This window comes from Pantoea sp. Fr-CA_6, from assembly GCF_024520895.1.
GTDB classification, from domain to species: Bacteria; Pseudomonadota; Gammaproteobacteria; order Enterobacterales; family Enterobacteriaceae; genus Pantoea; species Pantoea agglomerans.
The window spans coordinates 25,460-42,688 of sequence record NZ_JALNPO010000008.1; the positions used below are offsets into that span (position 1 = coordinate 25,460).

Sequence of the window (17,229 nt, forward strand, 5' to 3'; positions counted from 1 at the left end):
TCATGAAACAGCGAATTCTGGCCCTGGCCGCCGCGCTGCTGCTTAGCGGCTGTGCCACCATTGTCGGCAATGAAACCCAACTGGTGCGCATCGACTCCTTGCCGCAGGGCGCGCGCTTTACCGTGCAGGATGAGCGTGGCTATGCGGTTGCGCAGGGTTTCACGCCGCAGACCGTTGAACTGGAAAAATCTACCGGCCGCTACTTCGGCAAAAAGCACTACCTGCTGATGCTGGAAAGTCCGGGCTACGTGCCGGTCACGGTGCCTATCGAGGCACGCGCTAACCTGTGGTATCTGCTGGGCAATATCCCACTGGGTGGATTCCCCGGCTGGCTGCTGGTCGATCCCTTCTATGGCGGCATGTACGACCTTAAGCCTGAACACCCGCGTCCCTTTATGAACCCGGTTGGCGCGCGCGGCTGATTACTGCGCGGTCGGCTTCACCATTCCGCCTGGCGTTTTATGGCGTTCCAGATACTGATGCTGGAAAATGCACATGCGGATGGTGTTGCGGTACTCACCGTTGATGAAAAACTCATGTTTAAGCACGCCTTCGATCTCAAAGCCGAGCTTGGTGTAGATGTGGATCGCTTTTTCGTTCTCCTGATCGACAATCAGGTAGAGCTTGTAGAGATTCAGTACTGAGAAGCCGTAATCCATCGCCAGTTTCGCCGCCTGGGTTGCCAGTCCTTTGCCCTGATGGGCCGGATCGATAATGATCTGAAACTCGGCGCGGCGGTGCACATGGTTGATTTCCACCAGTTCCACTAATCCCGCTTTCTGCCCGCTGTGCTCGACCACAAAGCGACGTTCGGTCTGATCGTGAATGTGCTTGTTGTAGAGATCGGACAGCTCCACAAACGCCTCATACGGCTCCTCAAACCAGTAACGCATCACGCTGGCGTTGTTATCCAGCTGATGGACAAAGTGCAGATCTTCCCGCTCCAGCGGACGCAATTTTACCGTCATTGCCTTTTCCTCTCATGAAATAATGGTCGCGAGTATACCGCATCAGCCAGCCGCTGCGTTTTGCGCTGTCGCATTCGCTGCCTGCTTCAGTCTGTAAAGGTTTACAGCGTCGCGTGGCAATCTAATGACTCAGAGGAAGAGGACAGCGCGCCATTCTGGCAATAGAGAGGATGAGGCTAATGGCGAAAGAAGGGGATGTTACAGAAAGGCGTGGCGGATGCAGCAGCGCCGGACGGCAGGTGAACGCCGTCCGGCCTGATTTCAGGCAGAGATCTGTTCGATGATGCGACCCTGCGACATGTGCACGGCGCGATCGCACATGTGATCGATCACGTCGGGATCGTGGCTCACCAGCACCATGGTCAGACCATCCTGCTGTTTCAGATCGTTGAGCAGATTGAGGATCTCCGCCTGCACTGACATATCCAGCGCCGACGTCGGCTCATCCAGCAGCAGGATCTTCGGCTGCAGCAGCAGGGCGCGCACGATGGCAACACGCTGACGCTGGCCGCCGGAGAGCTGATGCGGATAGCGATCCGCCAGAGCGGGATCGAGTCCGACATGACGGAAGCCCTGATCGATACGATCGTTGATATTGTCGCGTTTCAGCAGCTTCAGCGGCTCGGCCAGCGTGCGACGCAGCCGGTGACGCGGATGCAGCGAGGCATAGGGATCCTGAAACACCATCTGCACTTCCTGACGCAGTGCGCCGGTGAAGGCTTTACCCGGCTGAACCTCGTGACCGGCAAGCTGCATCTGACCCTGCCAGTGTGGGTTCAGACCTGCCAGCACCCACAGCAGCGACGACTTGCCGCAGCCTGACGGACCCACCAGACCAAAACACTCGCCAGCGTTAACCTCCAGGTTAACCTCATGCACCACGGTGCGCAGCTCGTAACCCTGTTTGTGGGCGACGCTTAGATCCTGCAGCTTAATCATCATTCGCCTCCAGCGCAGCGCGGTCTAGCACCGGTAATGTCTGTCCGTGGGTCGCTTTGCCCGGACGGCAGGCCCACAGCGTGCGGGTGTAGGGATGGGTAGCATGCGGCAGATCGGCGGCGGGCAGCGTATCCAGCAACCGGCCTTTATACATCACCATCACCCGCTCGCAATGTTCTGAAACCTGCTGCAAATCATGGCTGATCAGCAGCAGGCCCATGTTGCGCGCCTCCACCAGACCGCGGATCAGCGCCAGCACCTGATCGCGCATGGCATGATCCAGCGCGGAGGTCGGTTCATCGGCGATCAGGAAGTCCGGATCGGTAATCAGGGCGATCGCCAGCATCACGCGCTGGCCCATGCCGCCAGAGAGCTGATGCGGATACTGCTGCATCAGACGACGCGGATCGGGCAGGCCGACCGCATCCAGCATTTCACACACTTTCTCTTTGCGCTCGGCACGGCTCAGGCGGCGATGCAGGATCAGCGGCTCTTCCACCTGCCAGCCAATGGTGCGCGTCGGGTTAAGCGCATACTTTGGGTCCTGCATCACCATCGCCACGCGGTTACCGCGCAGCTGGTTCCAGTGACGCTCGCTTAGCGTCAGCGCATTTTCACCGGCCACCTGGAGCTGGCTGGCCTGCAGATGCAGTGCGGGCGAGAGTAAGCCCATCAGGCTGCGGGCGGTCAGTGACTTGCCGGAACCGGACTCACCGACCAGCGCCACGCGCTCGCGGCCTACGGAAAAACTGATGTTATCGACCAGCAGCGCATCGTCGCTGCGGATGGTCAGCCCCTCGGCATGGAGCAGATTATTTTGCATGACGGGTATCCAGTCGGTCGCGCAGGCCATCGCCTGTCAGGTTAAAGGCCAGGCTGGCAAACAGAATCGCCGCGCCCGGTGCAGCAGCAACCCACCACTGATCAAAAATGACTTTACTGCCTTCGGCCACCATCGAACCCCATTCCGCCGTCGGCGGCTGAACGCCCATACCGAGGAAACCGAGTCCGGCCGCGGCCAGGATAATCCCGCCCAGGCTCAGTGCGGCGCGGACTACCGCCGTCGGCATGCAGAGCGGCAGGATATGACCGAACATCAGGCGAAAGCCCGTAATCCCCTGCATCCGCGCGGCAGCAAGGTAGTCGCTGCGGCGCAGTGCCAGGGTTTCGGCGCGTGCCTGACGGGCAAACGGCGGCCAGCTGGTCAGTGCCAGTGCCAGTGCGCCGTTCATCAGGCCAGGGCCGAGAATCGCCACCAGCGCCAGCGCGATCACCAGGTTGGGCAGTGACAGAAAGATATCGGTAATGCGCATCAGCAGGCGTTCGGTCCAGCCGCCCACGTAACCGGCTGTGATGCCGATCAGCAGCCCGGCCGGAATAGTCAGCACCAGAATCAGCGACACCAGCAGCAGGGTCGGACGCGCACCGTAAATCACGCGCGACAGCAGATCGCGGCCAAAGCCGTCGGTGCCGAACCAGTGCTGTGCTGACGGCGCCAGCAGACGGCTCGACATGGTCTGCACGTTCGGATCGAACGGCGCAATCAGCGGCGCCAGCAGTGCCATCAGGATAAGAATCGCCACCAGCGTCAGCCCAACGGTTAACGAGGTAACGCGTTGACGGCGACGGCGTGGTCGCAGCGTTTCGAGTTCAGAGAGTTGTTGCGTCATCGGGTTCTCGGATCGGTTAACCAGGTTAAAACATCCGCCAGGGTGTTAATCAGGATAAAGCAGCTGCCGATTAACAGGGTTGAGCCCAGAATCGCCGGCACATCGCCGGAGAACAGCGCATTGGTCATATAGCGACCCACACCTGGCCAGGCGAAGACGGTTTCAGTCAGCACCGAGCCTTCCAGCAGCGTAGCGTAGGAGAGGGCAATTACCGTGACCAGCGTGCCCAGCACGTTGGGGAAGATATGGCGCAGCAGGATGCGCACCCGACCCGCGCCTTTAGCACGCGCCAGCACCACATACTCTTTGCTGCTCTCTTCCAGCAGCGCAGCACGCAGCAGGCGGGTAATGCCCGCCATCGCCAGCAGGCCGAGGATCACCACCGGCAGCCAGAGGTGCGCAATTGCATTGCGGAACATCTCTGGTTCACCCGACAGCCAGCTGTCGATCAGCACAAAGCCGGTCTTCGGCTCCAGAGTATAAACCCAGATATCATCCAGCCGTCCCGGTCCGGCGGACCAGTGCAGCACCGCATAGAAGAGCAGCAGGCCCAGCAGGCCGAGCCAGAACACCGGCACCGAGTAGCCCAGCAGCGAGACAAAGCGGGCGAGATTATCGATCCAGCTGCCCGGTTTCCAGGCGGCCAGCAGCGCCAGCGTCACGCCGAACACCACCGCGAAGATCATCGCACAGGTCGCCAGCTCGATGGTGGCGGGGAAGGTGGTCATCAGGTCGCCGCTCACCGACTGATTGGTGAGACGGGAGACACCCAGATCGCCCTGCGCCAGATGTTCGACGTAGCGCCAGAACTGCATCAGCACCGGCTGGTCGAGACCCAGGTCATGACGCACCTGCTCATAAGTCGCTTCACTGGCGTGATCGCCGGCGATCTGCTGCACCGGATCGATCGGCGAGAGATGCGACAGCATAAAGGTAAAGGCGAGCAGGCCAAGCAGCGTAACCAGCAGCGACAGTACGCTACCGATCAGGCGCCCGCCACGCTGCCAAAAAAGCCGGGCGAACCCGGCTGAAGGAACAGACTGTGCCATTACTTAGTGACCTGCGAGTAATACACCATGTCAGGGTTAATGCCCTGCACATAGCCTTTCAGGTTGTCGCGCAGGGCGATGAGGTTCTTCGCCTGCATCCCAATCACATACGGTGAGTTCTTCATCACTTCACGTTGCATCGCTTCATACAGCGCCACGCGTTTCTTCGGATCGCTCTCGGCCGTCGCCGCAATCACCTGCTTGTTCAGCTCAGGAATGTGCCAGTCTGAACGGAAGGCGATGGTTTTGCTGCCATCTTCCGGGTTGTAAGCAAACGAGGCGGCATTGGTGTTGGGATCGAAGTAGTCGGAGCCCCAGGCGTTCAGCGTCGCTTCATATTTATGCGCTTTCACGTTGGTCGATACTTCGGAGCTCAGACCCGGCACCACTTCCACTTTCACGCCCGCTTTGGCGAAGCTGCCCTGCAGCGCCTGTGCGATATCCAGATAAGGCGGCTGGTTGCTGGTGGAGAGCTTGAAGGTGACGTTGTTCAGGCCCGCTTTCTTCAGAATCGCTTTGGCTTTTTCCGGATCGTAGCTGTATGGCGTGTCGTTGATCGCGCCCAGGAAGCCCTTAGGCAGGAAGCTCTGATGCACGTCGAACTGGCCTTTCAGCAGCTCACTGGCGATGCCTTTGTAATCCCACAGGTAGCGTGCCGCTTCCCAGAAGGCCGGGTTCTTCATCGTCTCGTTCGCGCCGATATTGAACTGGATGTAGTAGAGCGACGCCATGGGAATCGCTTCCGTCTTCACGCCCGGTTTGCCGTTCAGCGCAGCAATCTGATCGGCACCCAGGTTACGGGCGATATCGGCATCACCCTGTTCCAGCAGCAGACGACGCGCAGCCGGTTCAGGCACGTTCTTGATCAGAATGTTCTTCATTTTTGGCGCGCCCGCTGGTGAGGTCGGGTTAGCGCTGAGCAGCACCACCTGATGCATCACCACTTTGCGGATCTGATACGGGCCGCTGCCCGCCGAGTGGGTGGCCAGCCAGGCGTTACCGAAATCGCCGCTCTTCTGATTCGCCATCGCGGTTTTTTCATCAATGATCGATGAAACCGGGGCAGAGAGCAGGCTCAGGACGTAGGTCGGGCTGACGTTGGCGGTCCAGCTGATCTGCACATGATTGTCGTCGACTTTCTTCAGGAAGCCATCGACGTTATCTTTGGTCCAGCCGAGCTGCGTCAGGATGAAAGAGGGATCGAGGTTCAGTTTCACCACGCGGCCCAGCGAGAAGATCACATCTTCCGGACGCAGCGGGTTGCCGGTAGAGAATTTCGCATCTTTACGCAGTTCAAAGGTCAGGCTGCGGTTGTCGCTGCCGGGCTGCCACGAGGTGGCCAGTGTAGGTTTCAGGTCCACCGGATTCTGCGGGTCAGACTGCACCAGGCGCTGATAGATGTTCGTAAAGGCCTGAACGCTGGTCAGCTCAAACCCTTTGGCCGGGTCGAAGCTGTCTGCGTCGTCAGTTGATTGTGCAATCACCAGCGTATCTTTTGGTGTTGCGGCCTGGGCTGTGAAGGCGGCAGCCAGCGTCAGCGCCAGCAGTGATGGAATTATAGTTTTCATGAAATTTCCTTGCCTCTAAAAAGTTACGCGAGTTTACGAAAGGGCCGATGCGAAGAATAGTCGAATATGGGCTAATCATATGCCAAAAGGTTATAAGTATTACCTGGAGGTTATAAGAAGATCGCCACGCTGTTACCGAAGCGGCAACCTGAGCAGAAACAAATCCTCAACGAAACCGTTATTCAATACGTTATTGCTTTACCGACGCCGGCCTCTCTTTATAATGGCGGCAGATAACTTCAGGAGAATTCAGTTGGACAGTCACCCGAGATTAACCTTTATTCTGGCAAGCTGAGTTTCCTCTGCTGCTTGCCAACCGGCGAGCAGCGATCCCCGCTTTAATTAACGATCGCGCTCCTTATTTTTAATCCTGCTATTACCAGGAGTGCGCGTTATGCTGCTGTTTGTATTCGCTCTTTTTCCTCCGCCCCGTCTGGCGTAGCCCAGGCTGCGCCCAATCGCTGATATCAGACTTTTAAAACGCCGCGTATAACCGGCGTCAGGTAACCCTGCGCGTGTCATTATTTAGCGCGCCGGCGGAATAACCTGACTGTTTCTGAAAGTCACCCCATTAAATAACCCGGCCACGCCAGGTTTTATCCATGCACGATATTTCCCGTGCAGGACAACTATTGCTTTAAATCAGGGAGATGTCGAAATGAGCGACATGAAACTGGAACAGGTTGCGATCACTTCATCCGGCAACCGTAATGATAAAAAAAGTAAAAAAATGTTTGCCGTGGCGCAGCAGGCAGACCAGCACATTGATAGGACGCTGGCGAACCTGCGTAGTCAGCGTCAGGGTCTGACTCAGGCTGAGGCGGCGCAACGACTGGCTTTGTATGGCCGTAATGAAGTGGCGCATGAGAAAGCGCCACCCGCGCTGATTCAGCTGCTGATGGCGTTTAATAACCCGTTTATCTACGTATTACTGGTCCTGGCGCTGGTGAGCCTGTTTACCGACTATATTCTGCCGCTGCGCGCCGGTCAGGAGACCGATCTCTCCGGCGTGATCATCATCTTCACCATGGTGATGCTGAGCGGGCTGCTGCGCTTCTGGCAGGAGTTTCGCACTAACCGTGCGGCGCAGGCACTGAAGTCACTGGTGCGCAGCCAGGTCACCGTGTTGCGCCGTGAGCCAGGCAGCGAAACCGCGCAGCGTCAGGATGTGGATATGAGTGAACTGGTGCCGGGCGATATCATTCTGCTCAGCACCGGCGATCAGGTGCCTGCCGATATCCGTCTGCTGAGTTCACGTAATCTGTTTATCAGTGAAGCAGTACTGACCGGCGAGTCGCTGCCGGTTGAAAAACAGAGCAGCGATGCGGGTATCGATGCCGAAGGTCAGACCGCCCAGGAGCGGCTGGCATCACCGAATATCTGCCTGATGGGCACCAGCGTGGCCAGCGGCACAGCCAGCGCAGTCGTGGTAGCGACGGGCGGCGAAACCTGGTTCGGCTCCCTGGCCTCATCGCTGACCGGAAGCCGTCCGCAGACCGCGTTTGACCGCGGGGTGAACAGCGTCAGCAAGCTGCTGATCCGCTTTATGCTGGTGATGGTCCCGGTGGTGCTGCTGATTAACGGCTTCACCAAAGGCGACTGGATGGATGCCACGCTGTTTGCACTGGCCGTCGCGGTCGGACTGACCCCGGAAATGCTGCCGATGATTGTCAGCGCCAACCTGGCTAAGGGCGCGATTGCGATGTCACGTCGTAAAGTGATCGTTAAAAAGCTCAACGCCATTCAGAACCTCGGCGCGATGGATGTGCTCTGCACCGATAAAACCGGCACGCTGACCCAGGACACCATCCTGCTGGCGCATCATCTGGATGCGCGGGGCAACGAAGATGCACAGGTGCTGCTGCTGGCATGGCTCAATAGCGGCAGCCAGAGTGGCGCGAAAAACCTGATGGATCGCGCCTTACTCTGCGCGGGCGATAAGGTCATTTCACAGTCTCAGCGCAGCCAGTTCCAGCTGATCGATGAGCTGCCGTTTGATTTTACCCGCCGTCGGGTGTCGGTGCTGGTGGAAGATCTGACTCAGCATCGTTCACAACTGATCTGCAAAGGCGCAGTGGAAGAGATGCTGGCCGTCAGCATTGCCGTGCGGCAGGGCGACACGGTGGTCGCACTGGATGCGGCACAGCGTGCGGCGCTGCTGGCGCAGACCGAACACTATCATCAGCAGGGTTATCGCGTGCTGCTGGTGGCAACCCGTGATGGCGAGCTAGACGCGCCGCTCAGCGACAGTGATGAGCGCGATCTGATTATCCAGGGAATGCTGACCTTCCGCGATCCGCCTAAAGCCAGCGCGGGTAAGGCGATTAAAGCCCTGCGTGACAGCGGTGTGACGGTGAAAGTGCTGACCGGTGACAATCCGCTGGTGACGCTGCGGGTCTGTGCCGATGTCGGGCTGACCGATCCGGCCATGCTGACCGGCGATCAGATTCAGGCGATGAACGATGATGAGCTGGCGCAGGAAGCCGAGCGCTGCACCCTGTTTGCTCAGCTGACGCCGCTGCAGAAATCCCGTCTGGTGCGGCTGATGCAGCAGAACGGTCACACCGTCGGGTTCCTGGGCGATGGCATTAACGATGCGCCTGCGCTGCGGGCAGCCGACACCGGGATTTCCGTGGACAGCGCGGCGGATGTGGCGAAAGCCTCATCGGACATCATCCTGCTGGAGAAGGATTTACAGGTGCTGAATGAGGGTGTACTCAAAGGACGCGAGACCTTTGGCAACATCATCAAGTATCTCAACATGACCGCCAGCTCCAACTTCGGCAACGTTTTCTCGCTGCTGGTGGCCAGTGCCTTTATTCCGTTTCTGCCGATGCTGTCGATTCATCTGCTGATTCAGAACCTGATGTATGACGTTTCCCAGCTGGCGCTGCCGTGGGACAAGGTTGACCGTGAGTTTCTGAATAAGCCGCGTAAATGGGATGCCGGCAACATCAAGCGTTTCATGCTGTGGATGGGTCCGACTTCGTCAATTTTTGACGTCACCACCTTTGCGCTGATGTGGTTTGTTTTCGGCGCTAACCATGCAGGCGTGCAGTCGCTGTTCCAGTCCGGCTGGTTTATTGAGGGGCTGCTGTCACAGACGCTGGTAGTGCATATGCTGCGTACCCGGAAGATTCCGTTTATCCAGAGCCGCGCCACCTTACCGGTGATGCTGACGACGCTGGCGGTGATGGCGCTGGGCATCCTGATCCCGTTCTCACCGCTGGGTGCGATGGTCGGTCTGGTGCCACTGCCATGGCAATATTTCCCGTGGCTGGTGCTGACGCTATTCAGCTACTGCCTGGTGGCACAGGGCATGAAGCGTTTCTACATCCGTCGCTTTGGTCAGTGGTTCTAGGGAGGAGAAGATGAAAAAAAGCAGGCTCGATAAGGTCTTTGTCGGCGTGATGATCATCGGCTTAACTCTGATTGCGCTGACGGTCATCGTGCGGTGATGGCGTTGTGATAGTGCGGGAAGTGAGAGGCAGCGAGGCGACTCGCTGCCTTTTTTTAATGATGCAGTTACTCTTCGTCGCGCTCACGGCTGGCGCGCTGGCGCTCGTAATATTCATCTTCTGCCGTGATGATCTCATCCATCAGAGAATCCATATCGACTACGCGCTCCTCTTCCACAAACTTCCCGGTAAGCGGCGTTTCCGGCGTCAGCTTGCCATCTTCATAGAGCAGCCAGATCTCTTTGGCATAGCGCGTCTTCAACAGCTGCGGAGCGAACTGACCGTAGTAAGAGGTGATGTTGTCCACGTCACGTTCAAACATCGACTCGGCATGGTTGTTGGCCGCCGCATCAACTGCCTGTGGCAGGTCGATAATCACCGGCCCCTGGTCATCCAGCAGCACGTTGAACTCGGATAAGTCACCGTGAACGATACCGGCACAGAGCATGCGAACGATGTTACGGATCATGGTATGGAAATCCGTTACCGCCTGCTCTTCAGACAGAGAGACATCGCTGAGACGTGGCGCGACCGAGCCATTGGCATCGGTCACCAGCTCCATCAGTAACACACCGTCGATGCAGAGATAAGGCTGTGGCACGCGAACACCGGCGTTCGCCAGGCGGAACAGGGCATCTACTTCGGCGGTCTGCCAGGACTCTTCCTGCTGCTTACGGCCGAACTTTGTGCCTTTCTGCATGGCGCGGGCGTTACGGCTGTTACGGGTTTTACGACCTTCCTGATACTGCACGGCCTGCTTGAAGCTGCGCTGGGTCGCTTCTTTATAGACTTTGGCGCACTGCACCTTGCCGCCGCATAGCACGGTATAGACGTCTGCTTCTTTGCCGCTTTTCAGCCGCTGCAGGACATCGTCAATCAGGCCGTCATCGACCAGGGGCTGGATTCTGTTTGGGATTTTCATGCGGCTTTATACCTTATTTCACCCGCTTTTCGTATCACTTTGCGATGATGGAAAACATTGGCAATGACTGAACAAAGTTTCTAATTCTACCCTGGAAAGTCGCTTTGTGGGGATGAACCTTGATGAGCTGCGCTTTTGACCTTTGTTTTATCATAAACAATGGATTAGAGGGGAGAGCAGGACGGTTTTATCCGCCAGAGCAACGCTTTGTCTTGTATCAGCCCTGTGGGCGGGGATTTCGTGTCAGAGAAATGTGCCTGAAGTGCAGGCTGGCAGGAGGCTGAAGGCCGAAATCCTGCCAACAGAATTTCGGCCCGCCTGCGGGATTACTTCAGGCCTTTAAGCACTTTAACCGTGCTTTCAATGTCGATCTCATCTTCAGAGAAGATCAGTGTCGTACCCTGGAAAGTGGTGACCGCCAGCTTTTTCAGCGAGCGCATCTCATTGGCGTTCGGGTCAGTTTTCGGCCGGATATTATTCAGCAGCAGTCCCACTGACAACACCGCGTTCTCTTTATCGACACCGGCATCGACCGGGACTTCTTCGTTGTAGACCAGATAAGACTTAATCGAGGTGATCTTGAGCCGCTCGCCTGCGATATAGATGTATTTGCTTGTCGGCGCGACCTTCACCGCATAGGCGGATAAGCCCTTGTTGTTGGTGGTGGGTTCAAACGTCACCGCCGCATCTTTCTTGATCAGATCAGGATTGGCGACCTTAATCACATGAAAATAGCGGTTATCACCGTTTTCATCTTTGATAAAGCCAAAACCTTTATCTTCAAACCAGGTTGTGATCGTTCCGTTCATCGCCATTTTTGCCTGCTTAATCTACTCAGTTTTTTACAGCGCGCAGTGTAAAACACAATGCCTGCGCAGACTATATAAGTCTGGATGATAATTTTCAGGTGCGCCAGAGGGTGAGCGGCGGAAGGGGGCTTTGTGGCGGATGAAGGCGAGTGTGATGGAGTGTGAGTAGCGGCAGATAAAAACGAAGATGGGTCGGTAGGGCAGGGAACGGACATCAGCCACGTGATACACGTGGCTATCAGCACTGGGCGTTGTTACGGGGATACCGGCGCTGTGTCGAATCAGGTTGTTGAGTCAGGCAGATTAACCGGCAAACTGCGCAAAGCTCGTCTGCCGGTGAATGTCTGTTACTCGTTGCCCCAGCGGTTCAGGAACTCCGCAATTTCATCAATACGCTGCTCATCGATACCCGCTTCACGCGCCATATCCTGCTGCGACTCTTCACTGATCTCTTCGTTGTTCATCAGACGGGTGATCAGCAGCTGGAAGTAATGCGCCAGTGGGGTACGTTCAGCTTCGGTTACCGGCTTAGCGGACTCCGTCGCATACTCATCTGCGACATCATAGTATTTGAGAGAGATTTCGTTATTCATAGGGTGTCCGCAGAGTTGAGTTTGGGTTTAAGCGTTGGCAGGGCGTTGTGGCCCGGCGTAAAGGGGTATTATTTCGTGTTTAGGTTGGGGCTGTAAAGGGGGAGTGGGGAGGCGGAAGGAAGTATGGTAATGACGTTGCAGAAAATGTTGATAGACATGCCTGAAGCGCATTCGCACGGAAGGCCGCAGGGCTGCACAGACAAAAAAAGCCCGCAGTACGTTTATCTCGCGGGCTTTGAGGCGTTCGACGAAGTTCTGGTAACCCTCCATCGAACACCAATGCTCGTTTATAAGGGATTGCCATGGTCACTATGCTTGTTGATGCTTTCGAGTATTCGCAGAAGCAACCCTTTACCATCTTCCGGTGCAAAGGCGTTAATATACCTGTCTCTGAACTCTGATTTTATCATTTTATCGTCATATGTCAGAAAGTTCATCACTTCTTTTTTTAGATCTTCACGATCCTGGAGTGTTAATTCAGCTGTATAAATATCAATAGCTTCATCAATGGTGTCAGCACCTGTAATAAAGTCAAAGTCCTGATTTAATGTCCCTTCAATCAGAATATCTATATTAGTAGTTAGTAACATAATTTAAACCTCCGGGAATGCAGTCAGAATATAGTAAGGCTTGCCGTTGTACAATTCATATTTAAGAACAACTTTGACTTTCGTTGCCGGAGTCAGTTTTTGACTACCCCTGAACAGGGAATAGCCAATGGCTTTCCCGGTGTCATATTTGATATTTAAATTATGTCCTGGTCTGCTTGCCGCCCAAATTTTTATCCACTCTTTATTTACCTTTATGGCATCGGATACTGATTTTTCGGCCAGATCTATATTGGTGAAAGAACTAATGGCATTTGGCGGGCGAGCCATATTTTCTGTGCTTTTTAACCGGCCTGCTAATTCATGCTGCGTTTTACCAACATGCTTTAAAATTGCATGGCCTCCGGGCGTGTTACCAGTTACTGATTCATGTTGAATAAGTTTGATGCGTCCTGTGCGAATGGCTGCAACTCTCGCAGCTCCTGCCCCCAGAGAAAGAGCAACAGGTACAGCAACATCGAAGGTCAAACCTACCTTCCAGGCGGTATCTTCATCGGCGCCAAACTGTTTCGCCATCTCAATGGCGGCCCGATATGTTGCACTACGAACATTCTTGCCACTCAGAACCTGATTTGCTGCAGTATTAATACTGTCCATGCTGTGCGAGCCAACCACGATGCAGGCCGCCTTTGTTAAGCCTGTAGGCTCGGGTGCCATACAAAGCGCAGTTGCCCCGGCCAGCTCAAGCGTTCCCATTACCAGCCCCAGCCCGCCCATAAGACGGTTAGACATTGTCTCAGATTCGGTGACTGACTTGTCAGAAAGGGCAGCAGCAAGCTGGACAGGAGAAAATACTATCTTTAACCCATCATCCATGATTCAACTCCATCTGTGTGAACGACATCCTTTTTAAATCAGGCAGGTAGGTGCTTTGATCAGACCTACCTTAAATAAACACTGTTTCTTTAAAGCTTTGTTATCTCGATTATTAGTTATTTATTTTTAAAATAATATAGTCAGGTCACTAACTATGGGGATTAACTTACACATCGAGGCGCAAGTTAGTTTCGTTAGTTTATGGAGTTAGTCAGACGATGAAGCGGGCATTGCGTCAGTCGAGAGGTATGTTTTAAGGAAGAACGTAGACACAAAAGCCCGCAAGATTTTCATCCTGCGAATTCGCTGGTGGAGTATGAATAGAGTTAGCAACACCATGTAAAATTTGGTTTTTATCTAATTCAACTTTGTTGCGTGTACCTAATCGTGTACCAATTATCAGATCTCATACCCCGGTTCGGCACTGCTAGGATAACGAGTGCTCGGCGCTAAATCTAAATAAAATTATTTTAGGGTAAAGTATTCACACTGTTCATTTTTTGATTTTATCCATTTAATTTATTCGATTAGTTTGTGACTAGTTTGTGGTGGGATATACACTCGCATGCACTAAGAGTGATCACTTTAACCATGAAAGTAAGAACCGGCTTAAGCCGGTTCAAATCAAGTCATTTATCAAACATTGCAGAGAGCTCATCTGCTTCGCTATCTTAATTTTACTACAATTAAGGATACCGATAGATGCTGACTATAATTTCTAAGAATGCATCTTCGTTTGATGGAATCATCGGAAGTTTGAGTGTTAATAATTAATCAAAATCAACCTTCGAGTTTCTCAATGTATACGTAATTTGGCTCAGGTTGTTTTCTTATATGGTGAAAACCATGATTTCTATGAATTATTTTTGAGCTGTCAGCAAGATCCACCTTTAAGTTATCAAGCATTGCTAAGATAAAAAGTGTTTCTATAAATTTTTCAAATCCAAATAATTCATACTCATCCAGCATTATCTCATTGGCATGTGTGATGTCATTTCTTGCCTTGCATATTTTTTCTAAATCTTTTTCTGTAAATCTCAAGCTATTAGTTAGGCTCTTGGGGAGTTTTTCTAAAAATAAAGCAATGCATCTCTCAGTATTATATTTGGAACTGTTTAATTTAATAGTCCTTTTTAAAAGAGATGTTACTGGGACTTTTTCTCCAAATATTCTTATTGCAATTGGTTTTAATTTTTTTAGTGTGTCTTTTAATAATGCTTCATCTACATAATAGGCTTTTTGATAACATAACGATTCTAGCATACGGAAGTAGCCTAAGAATCTTTCTTCTGCATTTTGCATGGACCTGTATTTCAAGTATTTACCCACGAAAGATTTCTTTCTTGAATTGAAGAAGTTATTGAATATTTCAAGAGGTAATTCAGGCAGACCTAATGTGTCATGCTTTAGGTTACGGCTTAAAGGGAATAATGCATAATCATTGCCAGAAAAAACCGCTAATATATCGGTAGGGTAATATAAACTAAAGCTCTTCCTGTGTGGTGCTGAAAGCAAAACTTTTTCAATTTTTATCATTTTTCCGAATAAAAATGAAATTATTTCATGAATGTTTTTTTGTAATGTAAAACAGCTTTCAAGTAAAGATTCCTGGTCAAGGTACATATCTATGGATGGTGGGAATTGCATGCCAGTTGCGAAATTATCAGGCGTCCCAAATATTATCGGATTATAGCGTAAGCATAGATCTCCAAGATTTTCTATGCTTGAGTTGAATTCATCACTATCTATATCGAAGACGTTGGGAGATGAGTTTTCAATAGAAAATGCGTCCATTAATTCATATTGTTTGGAGGTATGGCCAATCCATTTTTGTATATCAGGTGAATGTAAGTGTATTGTATTGAAAGTGCTTGCTTTGTTTAGTGATCCATCTGATTGGATTAAATATTTAACATCGAATATGCATTCATGGAAATATCTTTTTTATTGGCGGTCTATTACTCCATTCGAAGACGACCTAACTGTTAGGTCAAATAAAAGAAAGCTATTTCTGAATGCAGAGCATTTCATAACTTTTATATTTTTAAAACCGATTTCAAATCCTCTATTTTCATCACTTTCACCGGTGATTTTCAAAGTGATATTTTTTGACGATAAACTTAGGGTTCCTACATGTTTATGGCTGTCATGACTAATAATTACAGTGAACTCATAATTTTCACCTAAGTGTAATTCTTCATTTTCTTTAAAACGCATAGTGCACCTTTACTTTTTTTAGATGAATATGAAATTAATATGCCACAAGAGTACTAAATATTTGAGTGTGCAGACAAAAAATTATCTTTTTACATAAAAAAACCGGCCTGAGCCGGTAAGTTTAATTATGCTTAATGACTACAGGTTGGTAGCCATTCTGCCTCGCTGTCTTCATGTAGCGTGAGGTTGGTCTGTATGCCATTGTTTGTTCGCCGCTTGAAAAGCACTCGCTCGTACTACTTCAGCGTCTGCGGCACCGCCTGGCCAAATGCGGTCAGGCTCAGCGGGTGCTGTTGACCGCGCGACTCCATAAATGACAGATACGCATAATAGAGATAACGTTTCGTGTTCATCGGGCGAACATTGGTCTTACCAATAAACAGCCCGTTTGGCGTCCCCAGTGGCATCAGGTAGCCACATAAATCGACCAGCGGATCGGCCGAACGTTTGATCTCCAGCGCTTCGCCGGATGACTGCTGTGACTGTAACAGCTCGCGCGCTTCATCGGGTGACGTGAAGCGCTGCATCAGATAACGAACAATTACGTCCAGCTCGGTACTGATTTTGTCCAGTAGCTGCGGATCGCGCTCTTTCGATGGTATGACTCCCGGGAACGTCAGAATTACCCGGAGACGTGACAAGCCGCCGCTGCGGTCGCTGAAGCGCATCGGGTTGTTGTTCACCGCCAGAATCACCGCCGGGATGTGTGTGGAGTAGGCGTCACGGTATTTCGGATCGATAGCCACCGCATTGCCGCCGGTAATGGCCGACGAGTTCGGCGGGCTGCTCAAAGAGCTGGCGCTGGATAAGCAGGAGGCTATGCTGAAATGCTGCGGCAGTGGGAAAGAGTACGTTGAATCGCACCGGGAGGCATTTACCGGGTTCGCGGATGCATACTGGCAGTCAGCCCTGCGCAACGTAAGCCCGACGTTGCTGTGGGCCATTAAGCTGTGTATGCACCGTGAAGAACTTTCCCCAACGTTTGCCGGAGAGGATCGGGACCGGATTAAAGACGTGTCTTATGTAGCTGGTGAAGCACTGACGCGGGCAGCGGCTGCCCTTCCGGACAGGGTAAAGGAAGAGGTACCGCTACTGGAGAATATTGGTCTTTATCGCCCGCCGTTAACGAGTATTGATATGGAGCTTTACCGCCATCCTATGCGCCGCCAGAAGCTGGCTGAATCAATCCGGGTGCAGCGTGCAAAGCTTCAGGAGGGCAGCCAGAAAAGATGCATTGTCCTTACTGCAAAAGTGCGGCGCACACCAAATCGAGCCGCTATATGTCCGAACAGGTGAAAGAGCCTTATCATCAGTGCACTAACCTGGACTGTTCCTGCACCTTCAAGACGAATGAGAGCATAACAAAAGTTATCACAGCACCACAACAGCCGGAGAAAGTAGTGGAAGTGCCAATGGAACTAGTACGAGAACGGCAGACGCTGGGTCGTTACGGTTCTGCATTCCGCCAGGTTCATTAATCCCGCATAGCCGCTGCCCGACCAGCGGCTTTTTTGTGTCTGTCGTTTTTCTTTCTGAAGCCCTTTTTCTGACCAGCCGCTTTGTAGATAGCTATGCATGCAAAACCATGTATCGCTTTCCCCCGTTCAGGCCA

At 52.8% G+C, this 17,229-nt stretch carries 18 protein-coding genes and 1 pseudogene; 5 read left to right on the forward strand and 14 right to left on the reverse strand.

Going from position 1 to position 17,229, the window contains the following annotated elements:
* The first annotated feature begins 2 nt into the window (after window positions 1-2).
* On the forward strand, window positions 3-422 hold the full coding sequence (locus NR201_RS15090) for a hypothetical protein (protein ID WP_010257757.1): 420 nt from the start codon (window positions 3-5) through the stop codon (window positions 420-422).
* On the opposite strand, the gene speG is transcribed toward NR201_RS15090, so the two are convergent.
* The 6 genes from speG to NR201_RS15120 all read right to left on the reverse strand — a co-directional run bounded on the left by speG (window position 423) and on the right by NR201_RS15120 (window position 6,194).
* Window positions 423-968 carry a spermidine N1-acetyltransferase gene (speG, locus tag NR201_RS15095; RefSeq protein ID WP_003850356.1) on the reverse strand — a complete coding sequence of 182 codons (546 nt, stop codon included), beginning with the start codon at window positions 966-968 and terminating at the stop codon, window positions 423-425. It abuts the gene before it with no gap.
* Between the two features lie 261 nt (window positions 969-1,229).
* Window positions 1,230-1,907 (reverse strand): ABC transporter ATP-binding protein, encoded by a 678-nt coding sequence (locus tag NR201_RS15100; RefSeq protein ID WP_010257754.1) that lies wholly within the window; start codon window positions 1,905-1,907, stop codon window positions 1,230-1,232.
* On the reverse strand, window positions 1,900-2,730 hold the full coding sequence (locus NR201_RS15105) for an ABC transporter ATP-binding protein (RefSeq protein WP_031594057.1): 831 nt from the start codon (window positions 2,728-2,730) through the stop codon (window positions 1,900-1,902). The genes NR201_RS15100 and NR201_RS15105 overlap by 8 nt, the downstream gene beginning before the upstream one ends.
* A complete protein-coding gene (locus NR201_RS15110; RefSeq protein WP_010257750.1) occupies window positions 2,720-3,577 on the reverse strand; it encodes an ABC transporter permease in 858 nt (285 codons plus the stop codon). The genes NR201_RS15105 and NR201_RS15110 overlap by 11 nt, the downstream gene beginning before the upstream one ends.
* Window positions 3,574-4,626, reverse strand: a complete 1,053-nt coding sequence (locus tag NR201_RS15115; protein ID WP_010257745.1) for an ABC transporter permease — start codon at window positions 4,624-4,626, stop codon at window positions 3,574-3,576. Before NR201_RS15115 ends, NR201_RS15110 begins: the two co-directional genes overlap by 4 nt.
* Window positions 4,626-6,194, reverse strand: coding sequence for an ABC transporter substrate-binding protein (locus NR201_RS15120; protein WP_256849938.1), 1,569 nt, complete (start codon window positions 6,192-6,194; stop codon window positions 4,626-4,628). Before NR201_RS15120 ends, NR201_RS15115 begins: the two co-directional genes overlap by 1 nt.
* Window positions 6,195-6,852: 658 nt before the next feature.
* Between NR201_RS15120 and mgtA the strand changes: the two genes are divergently transcribed.
* A complete protein-coding gene (gene mgtA / locus NR201_RS15125) occupies window positions 6,853-9,555 on the forward strand; it encodes a magnesium-translocating P-type ATPase (RefSeq protein ID WP_256849939.1) in 2,703 nt (900 codons plus the stop codon).
* A 10-nt stretch (window positions 9,556-9,565) separates the two neighbouring features.
* Window positions 9,566-9,652 carry a magnesium transporter protection protein MgtU gene (gene mgtU, locus NR201_RS22750; RefSeq protein WP_350029534.1) on the forward strand — a complete coding sequence of 29 codons (87 nt, stop codon included), beginning with the start codon at window positions 9,566-9,568 and terminating at the stop codon, window positions 9,650-9,652.
* A gap of 67 nt (window positions 9,653-9,719) precedes the next feature.
* Here the strand turns inward: mgtU and NR201_RS15130 are convergent, their stop codons facing one another.
* The 8 genes and pseudogenes from NR201_RS15130 to NR201_RS15165 form a co-directional block, all read right to left on the reverse strand.
* A complete protein-coding gene (locus NR201_RS15130; protein WP_010257738.1) occupies window positions 9,720-10,574 on the reverse strand; it encodes a PA4780 family RIO1-like protein kinase in 855 nt (284 codons plus the stop codon).
* A gap of 326 nt (window positions 10,575-10,900) precedes the next feature.
* Window positions 10,901-11,389 (reverse strand): cold-shock protein, encoded by a 489-nt coding sequence (locus NR201_RS15135; protein WP_010257735.1) that lies wholly within the window; start codon window positions 11,387-11,389, stop codon window positions 10,901-10,903.
* Between the two features lie 341 nt (window positions 11,390-11,730).
* Entirely contained in the window at window positions 11,731-11,976 is a 246-nt protein-coding gene (locus NR201_RS15140) for a YmjA family protein (protein ID WP_010257733.1), read from the reverse strand.
* Window positions 11,977-12,263: 287 nt separating this feature from the next.
* Window positions 12,264-12,566 (reverse strand): contact-dependent growth inhibition system immunity protein, encoded by a 303-nt coding sequence (locus tag NR201_RS15145; protein WP_060680769.1) that lies wholly within the window; start codon window positions 12,564-12,566, stop codon window positions 12,264-12,266.
* A 3-nt stretch (window positions 12,567-12,569) separates the two neighbouring features.
* Window positions 12,570-13,400 carry an RNase A-like domain-containing protein gene (locus NR201_RS15150; protein WP_060680767.1) on the reverse strand — a complete coding sequence of 277 codons (831 nt, stop codon included), beginning with the start codon at window positions 13,398-13,400 and terminating at the stop codon, window positions 12,570-12,572.
* A gap of 780 nt (window positions 13,401-14,180) precedes the next feature.
* The gene (locus NR201_RS15155; RefSeq protein ID WP_372340267.1) at window positions 14,181-15,194 is read right to left on the reverse strand and encodes a HEPN domain-containing protein; all 1,014 of its coding nucleotides are present in this window, start codon (window positions 15,192-15,194) and stop codon (window positions 14,181-14,183) included.
* Window positions 15,195-15,344: 150 nt separating this feature from the next.
* Window positions 15,345-15,617 carry a hypothetical protein gene (locus NR201_RS15160; RefSeq protein WP_256849940.1) on the reverse strand — a complete coding sequence of 91 codons (273 nt, stop codon included), beginning with the start codon at window positions 15,615-15,617 and terminating at the stop codon, window positions 15,345-15,347.
* Between the two features lie 131 nt (window positions 15,618-15,748).
* A pseudogene (locus NR201_RS15165) lies at window positions 15,749-16,384 on the reverse strand (primase-like DNA-binding domain-containing protein); the annotation flags it as partial.
* Here NR201_RS15165 and NR201_RS15170 point away from each other — a divergent pair.
* Window positions 16,380-16,913 carry a hypothetical protein gene (locus NR201_RS15170; RefSeq protein ID WP_235528059.1) on the forward strand — a complete coding sequence of 178 codons (534 nt, stop codon included), beginning with the start codon at window positions 16,380-16,382 and terminating at the stop codon, window positions 16,911-16,913. The pseudogene NR201_RS15165 and the gene NR201_RS15170 overlap by 5 nt on opposite strands.
* Window positions 16,847-17,095: an ogr/Delta-like zinc finger family protein gene (locus NR201_RS15175; RefSeq protein WP_072171264.1), complete on the forward strand. Its 249-nt coding sequence runs from the start codon at window positions 16,847-16,849 to the stop codon at window positions 17,093-17,095. Before NR201_RS15170 ends, NR201_RS15175 begins: the two co-directional genes overlap by 67 nt.
* Window positions 17,096-17,229 lie beyond the last annotated feature (134 nt).